15 protein-coding genes are annotated in these 16,326 nt (G+C 67.6%); 4 read left to right on the plus strand and 11 right to left on the minus strand.

Annotated features, from left to right (window positions below):
- Positions 1–6: 6 nt before the first annotated feature.
- Positions 7–1,575: a gamma-glutamyltransferase gene (locus tag N177_RS14535; protein ID WP_023433127.1), complete on the minus strand. Its 1,569-nt coding sequence runs from the start codon at positions 1,573–1,575 to the stop codon at positions 7–9.
- Between the two features lie 551 nt (positions 1,576–2,126).
- On the opposite strand from N177_RS14535, the gene N177_RS14540 reads away from it, so the two are divergent.
- The 3 genes from N177_RS14540 to terL are packed head-to-tail and all read left to right on the plus strand — an operon-like array spanning position 2,127 to position 5,504.
- Complete coding sequence (locus N177_RS14540) at positions 2,127–3,590, plus strand: site-specific DNA-methyltransferase (protein WP_023433128.1); 1,464 nt, start codon at positions 2,127–2,129, stop codon at positions 3,588–3,590.
- A gap of 14 nt (positions 3,591–3,604) precedes the next feature.
- Positions 3,605–4,051, plus strand: a complete 447-nt coding sequence (locus tag N177_RS20680; protein ID WP_023433129.1) for a DUF5681 domain-containing protein — start codon at positions 3,605–3,607, stop codon at positions 4,049–4,051.
- On the plus strand, positions 4,044–5,504 hold the full coding sequence (gene terL, locus N177_RS14550; protein ID WP_023433130.1) for a phage terminase large subunit: 1,461 nt from the start codon (positions 4,044–4,046) through the stop codon (positions 5,502–5,504). The genes N177_RS20680 and terL overlap by 8 nt, the downstream gene beginning before the upstream one ends.
- A gap of 301 nt (positions 5,505–5,805) precedes the next feature.
- On the opposite strand, the gene N177_RS14555 is transcribed toward terL, so the two are convergent.
- The 10 genes from N177_RS14555 to N177_RS14600 all read right to left on the minus strand — a co-directional run bounded on the left by N177_RS14555 (position 5,806) and on the right by N177_RS14600 (position 14,974).
- On the minus strand, positions 5,806–6,399 hold the full coding sequence (locus N177_RS14555; RefSeq protein ID WP_023433131.1) for a glutathione S-transferase family protein: 594 nt from the start codon (positions 6,397–6,399) through the stop codon (positions 5,806–5,808).
- On the minus strand, positions 6,399–7,148 hold the full coding sequence (locus tag N177_RS20685) for a DUF4286 family protein (RefSeq protein WP_023433132.1): 750 nt from the start codon (positions 7,146–7,148) through the stop codon (positions 6,399–6,401). The genes N177_RS14555 and N177_RS20685 overlap by 1 nt, the downstream gene beginning before the upstream one ends.
- Positions 7,145–8,110: a Bug family tripartite tricarboxylate transporter substrate binding protein gene (locus N177_RS14565; protein ID WP_023433133.1), complete on the minus strand. Its 966-nt coding sequence runs from the start codon at positions 8,108–8,110 to the stop codon at positions 7,145–7,147. The genes N177_RS20685 and N177_RS14565 overlap by 4 nt, the downstream gene beginning before the upstream one ends.
- A 76-nt stretch (positions 8,111–8,186) precedes the next feature.
- Positions 8,187–9,707, minus strand: coding sequence for a tripartite tricarboxylate transporter permease (locus N177_RS14570; RefSeq protein ID WP_023433134.1), 1,521 nt, complete (start codon positions 9,705–9,707; stop codon positions 8,187–8,189).
- 311 nt (positions 9,708–10,018) lie between these two features.
- Positions 10,019–10,504 (minus strand): tripartite tricarboxylate transporter TctB family protein, encoded by a 486-nt coding sequence (locus tag N177_RS21710; protein ID WP_023433135.1) that lies wholly within the window; start codon positions 10,502–10,504, stop codon positions 10,019–10,021.
- A 32-nt stretch (positions 10,505–10,536) separates the two neighbouring features.
- Positions 10,537–11,586 (minus strand): SDR family oxidoreductase, encoded by a 1,050-nt coding sequence (locus tag N177_RS14580; protein WP_023433136.1) that lies wholly within the window; start codon positions 11,584–11,586, stop codon positions 10,537–10,539.
- A 43-nt stretch (positions 11,587–11,629) separates the two neighbouring features.
- Entirely contained in the window at positions 11,630–12,202 is a 573-nt protein-coding gene (locus N177_RS20690; protein WP_023433137.1) for a DUF4286 family protein, read from the minus strand.
- A 62-nt stretch (positions 12,203–12,264) separates the two neighbouring features.
- A complete protein-coding gene (locus N177_RS14590; protein ID WP_023433138.1) occupies positions 12,265–13,527 on the minus strand; it encodes a TRAP transporter large permease in 1,263 nt (420 codons plus the stop codon).
- Entirely contained in the window at positions 13,524–14,003 is a 480-nt protein-coding gene (locus N177_RS14595; protein ID WP_023433139.1) for a TRAP transporter small permease, read from the minus strand. Before N177_RS14595 ends, N177_RS14590 begins: the two co-directional genes overlap by 4 nt.
- Positions 14,000–14,974, minus strand: a complete 975-nt coding sequence (locus N177_RS14600; protein ID WP_023433140.1) for a TRAP transporter substrate-binding protein — start codon at positions 14,972–14,974, stop codon at positions 14,000–14,002. The genes N177_RS14595 and N177_RS14600 overlap by 4 nt, the downstream gene beginning before the upstream one ends.
- 289 nt (positions 14,975–15,263) lie before the next feature.
- Between N177_RS14600 and N177_RS14605 the strand changes: the two genes are divergently transcribed.
- Positions 15,264–16,316 (plus strand): SDR family oxidoreductase, encoded by a 1,053-nt coding sequence (locus tag N177_RS14605; RefSeq protein ID WP_040485909.1) that lies wholly within the window; start codon positions 15,264–15,266, stop codon positions 16,314–16,316.
- The last annotated feature ends 10 nt before the right edge of the window (positions 16,317–16,326 follow it).

The raw sequence follows: 16,326 nt of genomic DNA on the forward strand, positions 1-16,326 counted from the left end.
GGATCGTCAGGCCTCGGCGACCGCGTCGCCCCAAGGCGACATGATCTCGGTCGCGCCCATGTTGAGGCCGCCCTCGCGCATCACGGCCGCCGGGCACGCGAAGGCGTAGGGGAAGACGGTGCGCCTCGTCGTCACCACCTCGCGCTGCGCCCGGAGGGCCTCGATCACGGATGGGGCCAGCGTCTCGTCGGCGATCACGGTCGCACCGCCGCTCATGTCGATGCGCGGGTGGTGGAACGCGTCCTCGAGGCTCATGTCGAAATCGAGCAGGAAGGACGAGAGCTGCGTCACCGCCGGCAGGATCTTGCGGCCGCCGGACGCGCCGACCGCGAAGCGGCGATCGCCCTTCTCGCCGATCGCCGGGCAGACATTCATCAGGCAGCGCTTGTCCGGCGCGAGCGAGTTCGGCTTGCCGGGCTCGGGGTCGAACCACATGACGCCGTTGTTGAGGAGCAGCCCCGTCGAGGGCGAGACGACGCGGGAGCCGAAGCTCGACAACAGCGTCTGCGTCACCGCCGCCATGTTGCCGTGCCGGTCGATCACCGAGAAGTGGGTCGTCGAGGCGGGCGCCTTCCCGCTCTCGTTCTCGTCGCCCATGCCCGAAAGCCGCCGCTCATAGGCGGCCGACAGCGCGTCGGCATAGGCCGCGAAGGCGCCTTCTTCAGGTCGCCCCCCCGGTTCGAAGAGCGCCTCCATGCCGGCCAGCGCGTCGGCAAGGGTCGGCCCGGCCGTCAGCGCCGGCGGCACGTGCACCTGCGCGTCGCGATAGGAGATGCTCAGCGGCGTCTGGATCTCGGCGCGGTAGGCGTTGAGGTCGGCGAAGGCGAGCGAGCCGCCCTTCGCCTGCACGTCGCCGGCCAGCGCCTCGCCGATCTCGCCGTCATAGAGCTCGCGGTGCCCGCGCTCGGCCAGGACGGCGAGCGTGTCGGCCATGCGAGACATGTCGAGGCGCTTCTCGGCGAGCGCCGTCCAGCCGGCGATCGTCGGCCACTGGCCGTCCTCGAGGAACAGCGCCGCCGCGTCGCGGTCCTTCGCCAGGATGCGGGTCGCCGAGGCGATCAAGAGCGCCGCGTACCAGTCGACATGCAGGCCCCGCTTCGCCAGCGCCACCGCCGGCTGAAGCAGCTCGCGCCACGGCATCCGGCCCCAGCGCCCGTGGGCGATGCCGATGCCGTCGACGAGGCCCGGCACCGCGACCGCCGTCGCGCCGTGCACGTTGCGGTCGTCGACCACGGCCTTCCAGGGGAAGAGGTCGGAGGCCTGGCCCTGGCCGGAGAGAGGGAAATCGCGCGGGTCGAGGCCCGAGGGCGACCGCATGCCGTAGAACACGGCGTGCGGCTTCGCCTCGTCGGCCCGCCAGACCATCATCGCGCCGCCGCCCGCCGGACCACTCATCCACGGCTCGACCACGCCCATCGCGAACGACACCGCCACCGCCGCGTCGACCGCGTCGCCGCCCTCGTGAAGCACCCTGGCGCCGATCTCGGCGGCCTGCACGTGCTGTGCGGCGACGACGCCGCCGCGTGTCACGGCCACGGGTTTGCGCACGATCTGCGATCGGGAAAAGCTGCTCATCTGATGGCCTGAATCGAATTTCGGGGGGACGTGCCGGCGAGGCCTCCGACGACCTCCCGCGTCAGGGTAGATGCTGCGCCACCCATTGCAAGCCTCGCCGGTCCAACCGTCGGCTGCACTGGCGCGTTCCGCGCCGGATCCGGCCCCAGCAGGAAAGGCGACCACCGCTGAACCGGCGCAAGACGGGTGAAACCCACTGCGAGGGAGCCACAAAGTCCAGGATATGCCGGGATCGCTCGACAGCCACTGGCATGCCTTGGGGAAATCGCCGAGGCTGGGTGGCTGGGGCGGCAGTCTGCTGCGAACCGCTCTCCGTTTTCCCTGTTCTGAGGGAAATCTGCAGGGAAAAACGTGCCAGGTAGGCCGTCCAGCGGAACGACGGCGCCTTGAAGAAGCTGGTTGACTTCCCCGGCGAAGCATGATCTTGGTCCCCAATCGTCACGCAGCAGCACCTTTGGGAGCATTTGCAGACGACCTTCCCGAGCCTGGTGGCTCGGGCTCCGCCGGAACAGTTTCCGGCTGTGTGGTCATCTCATGCTCAAGGTACTGTCATGCCCAAGAAGCGCGATACCTCCCTCTCCCCTTCCACCGAAGCCGCCTTCGCGCTTTATCGCGATCTGCAGATCGTCATCGAGTATGTGCCGATCGGCGAACTGAAGGCGTACGAGCGCAATCCGCGCTCACACTCGAAGCGCCAGATCCAGCAGATCGCGGAGTCGATCCGCGCCTTCGGCATGGTCAGCCCGCTCGTCGTCGACGAGCAGGGCGAGCTGATTGCCGGACACGGCAGGCTCGCGGCAGCCCGGCTTCTGGAGATGCCAACGGTCCCGGTCGTCCAGATCGAGCACCTGGACGACGCGCAGAAGCGCGCTTTGCGGATCGCCGACAACCGACTCGCCGAGCTCGCTGGTTGGGACCGCGAGATGCTCGCTCTGGAGTTCCGGGACCTGCTCGAGCTCGACCTGAAGCTCGACCTCTCCTTCGATCTCACGATCACCGGCTTCGAATCCCCCGAGATTGACCAGCTGAGCGACGGTGGCGCGGCAGCCCTGGCCGTCGGCGACGGAGATGCTGACCATGACGCACCGGTGGCCGATGAAGCGAGTCCGACCGTGTCGCGCATCGGCGACGTCTGGGTGCTCGGCGCACACCGCATCGTCTGCGGCGATGCCCGCAGCAGGAGCGTCCATGCCGCCCTGCTAGGGGACGAGCGAGCGGCAATGGGCATCCACGACGCGCCCTACAACGTGTCGGTGACGAAGCACGTCTCGAAGAGCGGGTGGCACGGGGAGTTCGTGATGGGAGTCGGCGAGTGGAGCGAGGAAGAGTTCACCGCCTTCAACACCGACTGGATGAAGCAGGCGGCTGTCTCCTCCCTCCCCGGCGCCATACAGTTCGCCTTCATGGACTGGCGTCACATGAACGAGATGCTCGCGGCCGGCAGAACGACCGCTCTGGAGCTCAAGAACCTGGTCGTTTGGGACAAGGGCGCAGGCGCGATGGGCTCGCTCCTGAGAAGCCAGCACGAGCTCGGCTTCGTGTTCAAGGTGCCGGGCGCACCGCACATCAACAACGTCCAGCTCGGCAAGTTCGGCCGCAACCGCACCAATGTCTGGAAGTACCCAGGGGCGAGGAGCCTCAGGAAGGAGCTGAAGCTCCACCCGACGCCGAAGCCGGTCGCCCTCGTCGCGGACGCGATCCGCGACGTCTCGAACCGCAACGACATCGTCCTCGACTGCTTCTCCGGCTCCGGCACGACGATCATCGCCTGCGCGAAGACGGGCCGCCGGGCCAGAGTGATCGAACTCGACCCGCATTATGTCGACGTCCCCATCCGCCGCTGGGAGAGCTGGTCGGGCGAGACCGCACGCCACGAGGCGACCGAACAGAGCTTCGCCGAGGTCGCCGCGCAGCGCCAGGGCGAGGAGCCGAAGCCATCGTCCGATGCGTCACCGCCGGTCGACGCCACTGCTCCGAGGATCCGCATGCGGCAGCGCATGCGTGCTGCGGCCTGACGGAGTGACTGATCATGGCGCAGAAGAAGAAGACGACCTCGCCCGACTATGATGTCGGGCGGGGCCGTCCGCCGAAGCATACCCGCTTCAGGCCCGGTCAGAGCGGCAATCCCGGCGGTCGCAGGAAGGACGCCAAGAACTTCAAGACGCTGATCACCGAGGTCCTCGCGAGCGAGATCGAGCTGACCGAGAACGGACGTCAGCGCAGTGTCACCCTCGTGGAGGCTCTGCTCAAGAAGCAGGTGCAGGAAGGGCTGCGCGGCGACCTGCGGGCAATCCGCGATCTCCTCGACCGCTACGAACGGTACAGCGGGGTCGGTGAGGAGCGGGGCGAGGAACTGCCGGACGAGGATGTCGAGCTCCTGGAGCGGGTGATGTCCGGCCGGCGGCGTGGACCAGGCCGTGGCACCGTCGTCGGTGACGGGCCGGACCGGCCGGAGGAGGAGCGGCTCGATGAGTGACCGCGCCCGCCTGCTGCGAGCCCTCCTGCGGCAGGACCTCTCCGTGTTCGTCGAGAAGGCGTTCCGGACGCTCGAGCCCGGAACGCCCTATCGCCACAACTGGCACATCGACCATCTGTGCTGGCAGCTCCAGCGCGTCGAGCGGGGCGAGATCCGCAGGCTGATCATCAACGTTCCGCCGCGCTCGATGAAGTCGATCACCGTCGCGGTCGGCTTCACCGCCTGGCTCATGGGCAGAGATCCGGCGAAGCGGATGATCTGCGTCTCCTATGCCGACGATCTCGCCCGGAAACTCTCCATCGACTGCCGCACGCTGATCGACAGCCCATGGTACCGCGAGCTGTTCCCGCGCCTGCAGCTCGCCTCGCGCCCGCGCAACATGGAACTCGTCACGACGCAGTACGGCTATCGCTTTGCCGCCGGCATGCAGGGCTCGATCCTCGGGCGCGGCGCTGACCTCATCGTCATCGACGACCCGATCAAGGCGACCGACGCGCTGTCGCTCGCCGAGCGTCGCCGGGTCAACGAGGCCTACGACAACACGCTCTACACCCGCCTCAACGACAAGACCATGGGTGCGATCGTCATCATCATGCAACGCCTGCACGAGGATGACCTCGTGGGCCACGTCATGGAGAAGGACGACTGGGAAGTGGTGTCGATCCCGGCGATCGAGACCGAGGACAAGGTCTACCGGCTGAGCGATGATCCAGACGACTTCTACCTCCGGCGGGCCGGCGAGGTGCTGCAGGAGGAGCGTGAGCCGCTCGACATCCTCGAAGGCATCCGCCGCGCGCAGGGAAGCCTGCTCTTCTCATCGCAGTATCAGCAGGCGCCGGTGCCGCCGGAAGGAAACGTCATCCGCCGCGAGTGGCTGCGCAGCTACGACACCGCCCCCACCTCGTTCGACTTCAGGATCGCGAGCTGGGACACCGCCTCGACCCTCTCCGATGATGCCGACTACTCCGTCGGCACCGTCTGGGGTGCCAAGGGGCTCGACTTCTACCTGCTCGACCGCATCCGCGGTCGCTTCGAAGCACCCGACCTCCGGCGCAGGATCAACGAGATCCATCACCGCTGGCAGCTCGACCAGACGATCATCGAGGACGCCGATATCGGTCGCGCGATCGGCCAGGACCTGAGGCGGTCACGCGACTGCCGCCCGGTCCTCGTGCGGCCCCGCCTCGACAAGGAGGCGCGCTTCCTCGCGCAGTCCGCCCGCTTCGAATCCGGCCAGGTTCACGTGCCGAAGGACGCACCGTGGCTCGCCGAATGGTTGAACGAGCTTCTGGCGTTCCCGAACGGCCGCCATGATGACCAGGTCGACTCCACCAGCCAGGCCCTCGACTACCTCTCCCGCCGCGCATTCATGCGCCAGACAATCGTCGAACCGCGGCAGAGGCCGAAGAACAAACCGCGCCCCGCGGGGTATCGGCAACCCGAAGCCGGCTGAGCGGAGGACAGTCTTCACAGAAGCCGTAAGGCCTCCTCCAGTTCTGATGATTGTCAGGAAGCGGCTGTCCAATTTCCACTAGAATTGGCGGACGCGCCGGACCTCGAAAGGAGTAGCAGAGAGACAACTATCTTGAGGGCGGTTTTCCCGCTGCCCACTCGCCGCCGGCGCGCGGGCGGGCCGATGCAGCATTAGGTGCCGTCTAGATAGCAGCCCCTCGTTTGCGGCGTAGTTGGCTGCGACCTCGAGACCGTCATGGAAGGTCTGGCGAGACAGGCAGGCACCAAGCGAGGTCGAGCGGCTAGGCTGGCATGGTGGAGAGTATGGAGCCCCGATCCCCCACCGCTGCAAGTTCGGGCGCGTACTCCCGCCATTCGTGCCGGAACCGGAAGTCCACATATTGCAGCGCCGTCGCGACGGTGACCTCGGCGAGGCCGATCCTGTCGGGGAAGAGCTCGCCGCCAGTCTTCACCATCCGCTCCATGGCCGCGAGGGTGCGGGCGACCCGCTCCTCCTCGCGAGCCATGCGGTCGGCGCTTCTGAGCTCGGGCGGACGGCGAAGCTCGAGCAGCCGCGCGACCACCGCATCGATGACGCCGTGGCCGAGCGCATGCCACCGCATCGCCTCGTCGCGCTCGTCGCCCGCGCGCAGGAGGCCCAGCCCGTGGCAACGGTCGAGATGCTCGAGGATCGTGAAGGAATCGAAGAGCGGCTCGAGCCCATCGATCTCGAGCACCGGGACCCTGCCGAGCGGATTGAGCCGCTCGATCCCGTTGTCTGGCGCCCACACGTCGGTCACCACAAAGTGGCAATCGAGCCCTGTCTCGGCGATCACGATTCTCACCTTGCGCACATAGGGCGAGGTCAGGGAGCCGTGGAGCCGCATGTCGGCCATCAGGGTCGCGCCTCCCCCTCGCGGGAGAGCCCGAACACCATCTGCAGGGTCGCCGACGCAGTTACCGTGGCGCCGAGCTGCGCGGCCGCCTCGCTCTCGCTCGCGCGCCAGGACGCGCGGGCCGCCTCCTCGGTCGTCGCCTCGAAGAGCAGGGCGCGCTCGAAGGATGAGTCACCGGAGCGCAGGTGGTTGTTGCGCGACACGCCTTCCGCCGCGACGGCGCGCGACAGGTAAGACGCCGCGACCATTCGCGGCCGCTGAACCTCACCCGGCAGCAGTGCACCGGCAATCCAATCGTCCAGCTCCGCCGCACGATCGGCGTCGAGCGCGAGCGTGACGAGACGCAGGAAGCCTCCTTCGCCCTCGCCGGCAGCGGCCATCACCTCCGCGACAACGCGCATCGTGTTGTGGAAGCGCGGAATGAAGCGCCGGCTGGATGGATCGGGCTCCTTGACGATCGCGAGATAGGCCTCAGAGGACAGGACCGCGGTTGACGCCGTCAGGTAGACGGCGAGGTATCGCGGGCCCGGATCGAGCGCCACGAAGCGTCTGGCCCGACGGAAGCCCGGCACGCGCAGGACGCGGTCGCGGACATGCTCGCGGTTGTACCATTCGTTGAAGTCGTCTTCGTCCTCACCGGGAATGTCGGTCCAGACGAAGAGAACGCCCGGCCGCGACGTCGCGGAGCCCGTGAGCTCCGCGAGTTCGCCGGGGGCGGGTGGTGTGCCGCCCTGGCATTTTCCGGTCATTTCACTGCCCAGAGATCCTCGACCACCGCCTTCTCGCTCGTGACCATGTCACGCATCTCGCCGGCAGCGTGGAAATAAGGGACCATGCCGATGTTCCTCAGCGTCGCCAGGAGCTCGGGGTCCTGCGTCACGGCCTCGAGCGCCTCGCTCCATTCCGACACCACCTCGTCGGGAAGGCCGGCCGGGCCGGAGATGGCGAACCAGAACAGGATCTCCACGCCGGGGAAGCCGGATTCCGCCGTCGTCGGCGCATCGGGAAGGCCCGGGTGCCGCTCAGGCGCCGCCACCGCCAGGACGCGCAGATTGCCCGCCGACTCGAGCGGGGCGATCGCGCTCCAGGAGCCTGCGCCCAGCATGACGTTCCCGCCCGCCGTCATGGTAACCGCCTCGGAGCCGCCTTTCGAGGCGACGGGACGGGTGTTGGCGACATCGACGCCGACCGACTTGAAGAGCTGCCGGAAGGTGTAGTCCTGCGCGCCCGCGCCGCCGAGCGACGTCCAGGAGAAGCTCGAGGGATCCTCCTTAAGCGCGTCGACCGCCTGCTCGAGCGTCTCGAAGGGTGAGTTGGACGGCACGACGAAGATCATCGGCGTCTGGGCGATCATCCCAAGGAACGAGCGCTCCAGCACCTCGAAGGGCAGGGTCGGGACGACGACCTCGAGCATCGAGGCCGAGGCCGGAGAGTCCGCGAGGACGGTGTAGCCGTCGGGATTGGCCTGCATGACCTCCTGCACGGCCGGCACGGTGTTGCCGCCCGGCTTGTTCACTACCCGCACGGGATTGTCCCAGTGCTTCTCGAGAGCGGTCCCGACCGCCCGGGCGGTGAGCCCGGTCGAGCCGCCGGGCGAGAACGGCACGATGATCTCGATCGGACGGCTCGGATAGTCGCGCTGGGCGAACGCGGCGCCTGGCACCGCGACGGCCAGAACGGCTCCGACCGACAATATCCAACGTTTGAACATATGATCCTCCCCTTGTTGTCGCGGCCGGTCTGTCGGTCCGCGGGTGTGGCGGAGGCCCGGGGCCCTTGATGGCCCCTTAGACCTCCGCGTTGCTCTCCTCGATCAGCTTCGCCACCTGGAGCGAGCGCGACTTGAAGTAGGTGATCAGCGCCAGCAGCAGGCAGGCGGCGAGGAGAAAGCCGAAGGCGACGGAACGCTCGAAGAAGATCGAGAGCGAGCCGCCCGATATCGACAGCGACTGCCGGAGCGACTGCTCGAGCAGCGGCCCGAGCAGGAACCCCAGGATCAGCGGCGCGGCGGGCCAGTCGCCTTTGCGCATGGCATAGCCGATGAGCCCGAAGCCGAGCGCCGTCCACACGTCGAACATGGAGTTGCGCGGGGCGAAGGCGCCGACGAGGCAAACCGCCAGGATGATGGGGCCGAGGATCCGGTAGGGCACCAGGCTCAGCCGCGCCCAGAGGCCGACCAGCGGCAGGTTGAGGAACAGGAGCACCGCGTTGGCGATGAGCATGCTGGCGATGACCGTCCAGGTCATCAGCGCGTGCTGGCCGAACAGGGCGGGGCCGGGCTGGACGCCGTTGATCATCAGCGCGCCGAGCATGATCGCGAGCGCTGGGCTCGTGGGCACGCCGAGGGAGAGGAGCGGGATGAAGCCGCCCATCGCTGTCGCGTTGTTGGCGGCTTCGGGAGCGGCGACGCCCTCGATCGCGCCGTTGCCGAAGCGCTCCGGCGTGCGGGAGATGCGCCGCTCCAGGTCGTAGGCGAGGTAGGCCGTGAGTGCCGGCAGCATACCGGGCAGGATGCCGAGGACGAAGCCCGACAGCGTGCCGCGCAGGCTGGCGGTCATGCCGCGAGCGAGCTCCTTGCCACGCGGCAGCATGCTCCACCACCGCCCGAGCTTGCCAGTGTAGATCTGCTTGATCTCCTCCTGCGCGGTGAGGAAGACCTCGGCGACGCCGAAGAGGCCAACCAGCACGGGCACGAGATCGAAGCCGCGCATCAGGTCGATCGACCCGAAGTTCATGCGTTGGGCGCCCGTCAGCGGGTCGGTGCCGAGCGAGGCGAGCCACATGCCCGCGAGCCCCATGGCGATGCCCTTGACGAGGGAGTTGCCGCTGAAGCTGACGAGCGCAATCATGCTGAACGTGACGAGGCCGAAATATTCGGGCGGCCCGAAGGCGAGCGCCAGCCCTGCCACGGCCGGCCCGATCAGCGCGATCGCCACGGTGCCGCCGATCCCGGCGATGAACGATCCGACCGCCGAGATGGCGAGCGCCTGCCCGGCGCGCCCGTCCTTCGTCATCGCGAAGCCGTCGATCGTGGTGACGACGGAGGCGACCTCGCCTGGGATGTTCATTAGGATCGCGGTGGTCGACCCGCCATACATCGCGCCGTAATAGATCGCCGCGAGGACGATGATCGAGCCCTCGGGCGGCAGGTAGATCGCGGACGGCAGGAGGATCGCCATCGCCGAGGACGGCCCCAGCCCCGGCAGGACCCCGACCATCGTGCCGAGAAGGCAGCCGGCGAGCGCGTAGCCGAGATTGGTCAGCGTCAGCGCGGCTGCCAGCCCCTCGAGAAATCCGACTTCCATCATGCGCTGGGCATCCCTGCCTGCCGGCGTTCGCGCCCGCGGAGCGCGGGCGCGCCGCATCCCGACGGCACAGGCCCGGCGAGCTGCGGCACCCTCGTCGGCACACTCATCGCCCTGCCGTCGCCGATCGAGCGGACAAGCGTCATCAGTCTTTCCTCCCCCGGCCTCGTGGGACCGTCGCGACCGTCCGTTGCTTCAGGCTTCGCCAGCATTCAGGTGTCAGCAAGGCTCGTGCCAGCGGCTCATGCCAGAGGCTCCTGCCTCACCTAGCGCGGCCGGCTGCCTTCGCCGCGCACACACGGCGTCCGCCCGGGCTACAGGCCGGGCAGTCGCAGGGGCCCCATCGGCAGCGGCATGTCCGCGAAGACGATGAAGACGAGCTGAAGCGCGACGAAGGAGAGGAAGGCCGCGAGGAGGACCCGGTGCCACGGGCGCACGCCCGTCACCGCATAGGCCACCATGAAGAAGGCGAATGTCGCGACCGGGTAGCCGCCCGTCGTCATGAGCACGCCGTAGAGCGCGAAGGCCGCCGCGAGCACCGGCATCCGCCAGCGCAGGCCCGGCTCGGCCTGCCTCGCCTCGCCTATGCCGTAGCGCCACTCAACGAGGATCGCCGCGAGACCGGCGAGGACGAGGCCGAGACTGATCCCAATGAGATAGCCGCCCGGCCCCACCTGGTCGAACGAGACCGTCGTGCGTAGCGCGGTGGCGAGACGGTATCCGTCCCAGAGACCGATTACGCCGAGCGCGACGAACACGAGACCCGTCCAGGAGCGGCTGCGGCGAAGGATGTTGTCCATCTGATACCACCTTGCTGCGGGGCTGGCGCCGGTCAGGCCGGGATGAGGCGGCGTTCGCGGAACACGTCGAAGAGCCGGAAGAACTCCGCCTCGGTGTCGAGGGACTCGGTGAAGCCGTGCCCCCTCGCCTTGTTCATCGACGACATGATGTCCCAGCCACAGCGGAACACGTAGTCGCCGTAGCCCCAGACCAACAGATCCTCGAACGGAGGCGACACCAGGTTGTGGCGGCGCACGATCTCGTCCCAGACGGGTCCTTTGTTGGCCATCGCCTCGGACAGCCGGACCGTCTTCACCGGCCCGGGCTCCAGGCCGAAATGCTCCGCCAGGAGCGGCCACAGATTGCTCCAGCGGATGAAGTCGCCATTGACCATGTTGAAGGACTGGCTGGCGCAGGCGGGCGTCTCCGAAGCCCACAGCATGCCGGACACGAGGAGCCCGGTGCTCGAGCACTGGAACAGCGCGTCGTAGCTCTCGGGGGTGCCGGGGAAGGTTAGCGGCAGGCCGAGCTCCTTGCATATGAGGGCATAGACGGCGGTCAGCAGGACGAGGTTTCGAGGCTCCTGCGGCACGGCGTGGCAGATGCCGTGGGGCCGGCTCGTCGACCAGGCCCAGTCCTTGCCGCACTGACGCTCGACGATGTAATCCTCCTGGGCGTAGTAGAAGACATCCTGGATGCAGCGCGGGTCGGTCTCCTTGGCGGGCGTCCTGAAGGCACCGAGATGCGATCCGTAATATTTCGTGCCCTGGACGATGTGGACATGGGCGAGGTTTCTCGCGACGGGCTCGACGGACTCCACCACGTTTCTCAGCATGACCAGGTTGCGCTCGACCGGCTCCGGCTGGTTCGGCGTGTGGTCGAAGCGCGCGGTGTAGAAGATGTGGGTGACCTCCTCCAGCTGACCGAGCTTTGCGCGGCTGTCGGCCTCGTCGGTCAGGTCGACGGAGACAAAGCGGGCGCCGGGCAGCTCGGCCGGCTTGCGCGCGAGCGCGATCGCCTGCCATTCCGGATCCCGGGCGAGCCGCTCGGCCAGGTCCCGTCCCGTCGCTCCCGTCGCTCCCGCGATCAGCGCCGTCTTCATTGCCTCTTCCCTCCCCTTCGCGGCAGGCATGTCGATCGTCCGCCTACGTCGCGAGGCGCTCATCGAAAATGAAATACGTCCGGTTCTGCTGGAATCGGCGCATGCGCCTCATCCAGGGCGTCTTGTTGGCCGCCAGCCAGACCGGGCTCGCGTAGCGGGCCGCATCGTCGAGGTGGTAGATGGAGACGTATTTCGGCGCGCCCCGGCTCGCCCGGAAGCGCCGCGCCGTCAGCACGCCCTCGACCTGCCGCAGCAGCGGGATGTGCTCGGTCGTGTACCAGTCGTTGAACTCGTCCTCGACGGCCGGGTCGACGTCCATCGAGACGATGACGAGGCCCCGCGCGTCGTGGGGCGACGGCTCGTCGGAGGGCACAATCTGCTCTAGGTCCCAGCTGGCCAGGGCCGCCCGCGGCGCCTCCTGGTCGTCCCTTCCGGCCGGGACAGGTAGGTCAACGAGCGTCATGGCGCAGACCGAGCCCGCGCGCGCCGCGCGCGTCGCTCGGTCAACGACGCCTCCCCGCCAGCACTGCACGATCGCGTCGCTCGAGCCCGCTCCGCCGCTCGCCGGCGGCTCGCTTCCCTCGACAACGTCCATCAGCAATCCACGCGCAGCCATCTCGTCTCCTCATGGGGGCCCGGCGGCATGGCCGCGGGGCAAGGGTTCAACGGGTCGAGGGTTCAGCGGAACAAGGCGGTCGTTGCCGGCATGTAGCTCACGATGATCAGAACCACGAACATCGAGAGGATGAACCACTTGCCGTATCTCAGGACCTGCTCGATCCGTAGGTTCGCGATGGAGCAGACGGTGAGGAGGATCGATGCCACCGGCGGCGTCTGCTGCCCGATCGCCAGGTTGAGACAGACGATCACCCCGAAATGGACGGGGTCGATGCCCATCTGCGGCACCAGCGGCATGAGCACCGGCACCACGATGATGATCGCAGCCGTCGCGTGCAGGAACATGCCAAGGACGAGCAGGAAGATGTTGACCAGCAGGAGGAGCAGGTAGGGATTATCGGTGATCGCCCCGATACCCGCCGCGACGGCCTGCGGGATCTGCTCGTTGGCGAGGTACTGCCCGAGCACGGCCGAGCCCGCGACCAGCATCATCACGACGGAGGACTGGATGGCCGTCGCCCTGAGCGCGCCCCAGAGCACCCGCGGCGTCAGGGCGCGCGAGACGATGACCCCGAAGAACAGGGCGACAAGCACGCCCACCGCGGAGGCTTCAGTCGGCGTGAAGATGCCGAGGATCATGCCTCCCACCACGAGCACCGGGATGAAGAGCGGGATGATCGCGCCCTTCAGCGCGGTGAGCAGGTAGGACAGCTCGAAGCGCCGTTCCCGCGGGAAGTTCTCCCGGCGCGCGAAGATGTGATTGACGATCATGAACGCGGCCCCGAGAATCACCCCCGGCACGATCCCGGCGATGAAGAGGTCACGGATCGAGACGTTGCTCGTGACGCCGAACAGGACCATCGGGATGGATGGCGGGATGATGATCCCGAGTGCCGCGCTCGTCGCCGTGATGGCGGCCGCGTAGCTGCGCGGGTAGCCCTTGCGCTCCATCTCCGGCACGAAGATCTTGCTGCTCATGGCGGCGTCTGCCACGCCAGACCCGCTCATCTCCGCCATGAACATGCTGTTGACGACGTTCACGTGGCCGAGGCCGCCGCGCATCCAGCCGACAAGGGCGTAGGCGAGATCGATCAGCCGCGCGGCGACGAGCGTCACCCCCATGAGCTCGCCCATCAGGATGAACAGCGGGATCGCGAGAAGCGGAAAGCTGTTCGTCCCGAAGAACATCTGGATCGGGAACATCATGAGCGGCATGCCGGAGGCGAGCATCGCCACGAGTGCCGAGACCATCAGGGCGATCCCGATGGGCATGTTGAGCGCGATCAGCAGGAGGAGCGTTCCGACGACGAGCCACTCGGTCATGGCTCGCGCTCCGGGGGCGGTTCGAACCGGTAGACGACGAGGTGTATCAGCCCGCCGACGCTGAAGATGAGGAGCGACACCATGAAGATACCCTGGGGCAGTCCGGAGGCCATAAGGCGCTCGCCGCCGAGCAGTGAGAGCATGCGGTAGCTGTAGACCGTCATGAAGACGAGGAGCGCCGCCAGGATCAGGTCGTTGAAGAGCCCGACCACCCGCTGCGCACGTTCCGGCATCTTCTCGACCAGCAGGCTGAAGCTGATATGGGCGCGCTGCCTGAAGGCCAAGTATCCGCCGCTGAAGGTCAGCCACACCAGGAGATAGCCCGCCACCTCTTCCGGCCAGGGAAGCGCCGCGTTCATCACGTAGCGGTAGAAGACCGCGAGCACGGTGATCACCGCCGTCCCGCCGACGACGATCGCGGCCAGAGCCGCGATCGCCTCGTCGATCAGGCGCAGGGCCCGGAGGACATGCGTCATTCCGTTTCGGCGGCCCTGATCAGCTCGACCCACTCGTCGCCCTCGCTATCGGCGTATTTCTCGTAGAGCGGCTGCACCTTGGCCTGGAGCGCCTCGATATCGACGTCGTTGACCTCCATCGTCTTCTCGAGCTCAGCGAGAGAGCTGTTGCTGATCTCCTGCGACTTGGCGAAGGCCTCGTCGGACATCTCGCGTGCGATCTCGCGGAACGCGGTCTGCTGCTCTTCCGTCAACTGGCCGAACGCGGCCTTGGACATCAGCAGGAAGGTCGGGCCGAAGACGTGGTTGGTCTTGCTGAGGTAGTTGGCGGCCTCGAAGAGATTCTCCTCGTAGAAGCCCGCATAGGTCGACTCAGCCGCGTCGGCGACGCCGGTCTGCAGGGCGGTGAAGACCTCCGACCACGACACCGGCACCGGGTTGGCGCCGAGCAGGCTGAAGGCTTCGGTGCGGTACTCGCTGCCGATGACGCGCAGCTTCATGCCCTCGAAGTCGACGGGCACGGCGAGCGGGCGCGGCTTGCTCACCACGTGGCGGAAGTCGAGGCCGTAGATCCCGAGAACGACCATGTTCTGGTTTTCCTCGAGGAGCTGCGCGGCCTCCTTGCCGAACTCGCCGGTCAGGGCGCGCTGAGCGTGGCCCCAGCTCTTGAACAGGAACGGCAGGTCGAAGACGCCGAGCTTGCCTTCGAGCGCGAGCGGGCCAGAGCCGATCGCCGCCATCTCGAGGGAGCCGACCTTGATGTTGCTGATGATGGCCCGCTCGTCGCCGAGCTGGGCGCTCGGATAGAGGCGGAAGTCGAATTCGCCGGGGAAGCGCTCCTCGACCTTGCGCGCGAAGATCTGCGCGTGGGCGAGCGGCTGCCCCGTCATCGACATCTGGCTCGCGATCCGAAGATTGGCGGCGGTCGCCGGAAGCGAGGCGGCGAGCAGCAGGGTGGCGGCAAGAAGCCCCCGTGGCAATGTCCAACGCATGTTTCTCTCCCATCTGGATCCGCATTCGCCGGCGGCTTGCGGTCTTGTTCTGCAGGGACCCAAAAGCAAGGAGCGCGCCAGTCAGTCCCGGCGCGGCCGGTCGGGCCCAGTAGGAGCGGGTCCGGACATTTCGTGTCCGTCTCGACGACACTGTTTCCGCAGCAGTCAATCCGGAGCCCGCCCCGGCGCCCGGCGCCTGCAGGCCCCTCCCCCCGCGCCGCAGGGCGGCCGATGGCACGCTTCCTGCTCGGCCGGACGGCAACCAGAAAAGATGGAGGGGCGCGTGGAGATGAGGACGGCCGTGGTCACCGGTATCACTGGCGTGGTCGGTCGCCGGCTCGGCGAGACGCTCGTCGCGTCGGGCGACTTCGAGCAGATCGTGGGGCTATCGAGGCGCGCCTCCGACGGGCCGCCCGGGATCACGATGATATCGGCCGACCTGCAGGACGCCGACGCCTGCCGGGCGGTTTTCTCGGGGCTGCGAGACGTCACGCATGTCTACAACGCCGCCCGCTTCGACCATTCGACCGAGCGGCCGGAGCCGGTCGACGTGAACACGGCGATCGTCGCCCACGTCCTCGACGCCGCGCTCGAGACCGGACAGAAGCTGGAGCACATCCACCTCGTCCAGGGCTCCAAATACTACGGCTCGCAGCTCGGAGCCTACCCGACGCCCGCGCGGGAGGACGACCACCGCGCGCTGCAGCGCAACTTCTACTACGACCAGGAAGACCTTGCGATCGACTACGGCGCCCGCCACGGCTTCACCTGGAGCGCCAGCCGGCCGCACGGCGTCTGCGACCCGGACCTGCGCATCGCACGCAGCATGTCGCTTCTCATCGCCGTCTACGCGACGATCAACCGGCGCCTCGGCCTGCCACTCTGCTTCCCCGGCACACCGCAGAACTTCCACGCCGTCTACCAGTGCACGGATGCGGGCCTCCTCGCCCGCGCCATACACTGGATGTCGACGACGCCGGCCTGCCGCAACCAGGCCTTCAACGTCACGAATGGCGACCTCATTCGCTGGGAGCGCGAATGGCCGATCTTCGCGCGGTTCTTCGAGATGGAGACGGGGCCCGTGCGCACGATCAGCCTGGCCCAGACGATGCCGCAAATGGAGGAGATCTGGGACTCGCTGGCACGCGAGCACGGCCTCGCCACCCGCCCCTATTCCGATCTCGTCGTCTGGTCCTACGGCGACTTCCTGTTCCGCCCGGCATGGGACATCATGTCGGACACGAGCAAGCTCCGGCGTTTCGGCTTCTACGAGACGATCGACACGCGCGCGATGTTCCTTAAGCTGTTCAACCACTTCCGCGGGTCACGCATCATTCCGTGAGCGGAACGAG

Source organism: Lutibaculum baratangense AMV1, from assembly GCF_000496075.1.
GTDB classification, from domain to species: domain Bacteria; phylum Pseudomonadota; class Alphaproteobacteria; order Rhizobiales; family Tepidamorphaceae; genus Lutibaculum; species Lutibaculum baratangense.

Bases quoted from the DNA above. Each gene is read 5' to 3' on its own strand.
- N177_RS14535 (WP_023433127.1), bottom strand. From the start codon at position 1,575: ATGAGCAGCTTTTCCCGATCGCAGATCGTGCGCAAACCCGTGGCCGTG.
- N177_RS14540 (WP_023433128.1), top strand. From the start codon at position 2,127: ATGCCCAAGAAGCGCGATACCTCCCTCTCCCCTTCCACCGAAGCCGCC.
- N177_RS20680 (WP_023433129.1), top strand. From the start codon at position 3,605: ATGGCGCAGAAGAAGAAGACGACCTCGCCCGACTATGATGTCGGGCGG.
- terL (WP_023433130.1), top strand. From the start codon at position 4,044: ATGAGTGACCGCGCCCGCCTGCTGCGAGCCCTCCTGCGGCAGGACCTC.
- N177_RS14555 (WP_023433131.1), bottom strand. From the start codon at position 6,399: ATGGCCGACATGCGGCTCCACGGCTCCCTGACCTCGCCCTATGTGCGC.
- N177_RS20685 (WP_023433132.1), bottom strand. From the start codon at position 7,148: ATGACCGGAAAATGCCAGGGCGGCACACCACCCGCCCCCGGCGAACTC.
- N177_RS14565 (WP_023433133.1), bottom strand. From the start codon at position 8,110: ATGTTCAAACGTTGGATATTGTCGGTCGGAGCCGTTCTGGCCGTCGCG.
- N177_RS14570 (WP_023433134.1), bottom strand. From the start codon at position 9,707: ATGATGGAAGTCGGATTTCTCGAGGGGCTGGCAGCCGCGCTGACGCTG.
- N177_RS21710 (WP_023433135.1), bottom strand. From the start codon at position 10,504: ATGGACAACATCCTTCGCCGCAGCCGCTCCTGGACGGGTCTCGTGTTC.
- N177_RS14580 (WP_023433136.1), bottom strand. From the start codon at position 11,586: ATGAAGACGGCGCTGATCGCGGGAGCGACGGGAGCGACGGGACGGGAC.
- N177_RS20690 (WP_023433137.1), bottom strand. From the start codon at position 12,202: ATGGCTGCGCGTGGATTGCTGATGGACGTTGTCGAGGGAAGCGAGCCG.
- N177_RS14590 (WP_023433138.1), bottom strand. From the start codon at position 13,527: ATGACCGAGTGGCTCGTCGTCGGAACGCTCCTCCTGCTGATCGCGCTC.
- N177_RS14595 (WP_023433139.1), bottom strand. From the start codon at position 14,003: ATGACGCATGTCCTCCGGGCCCTGCGCCTGATCGACGAGGCGATCGCG.
- N177_RS14600 (WP_023433140.1), bottom strand. From the start codon at position 14,974: ATGCGTTGGACATTGCCACGGGGGCTTCTTGCCGCCACCCTGCTGCTC.
- N177_RS14605 (WP_040485909.1), top strand. From the start codon at position 15,264: ATGAGGACGGCCGTGGTCACCGGTATCACTGGCGTGGTCGGTCGCCGG.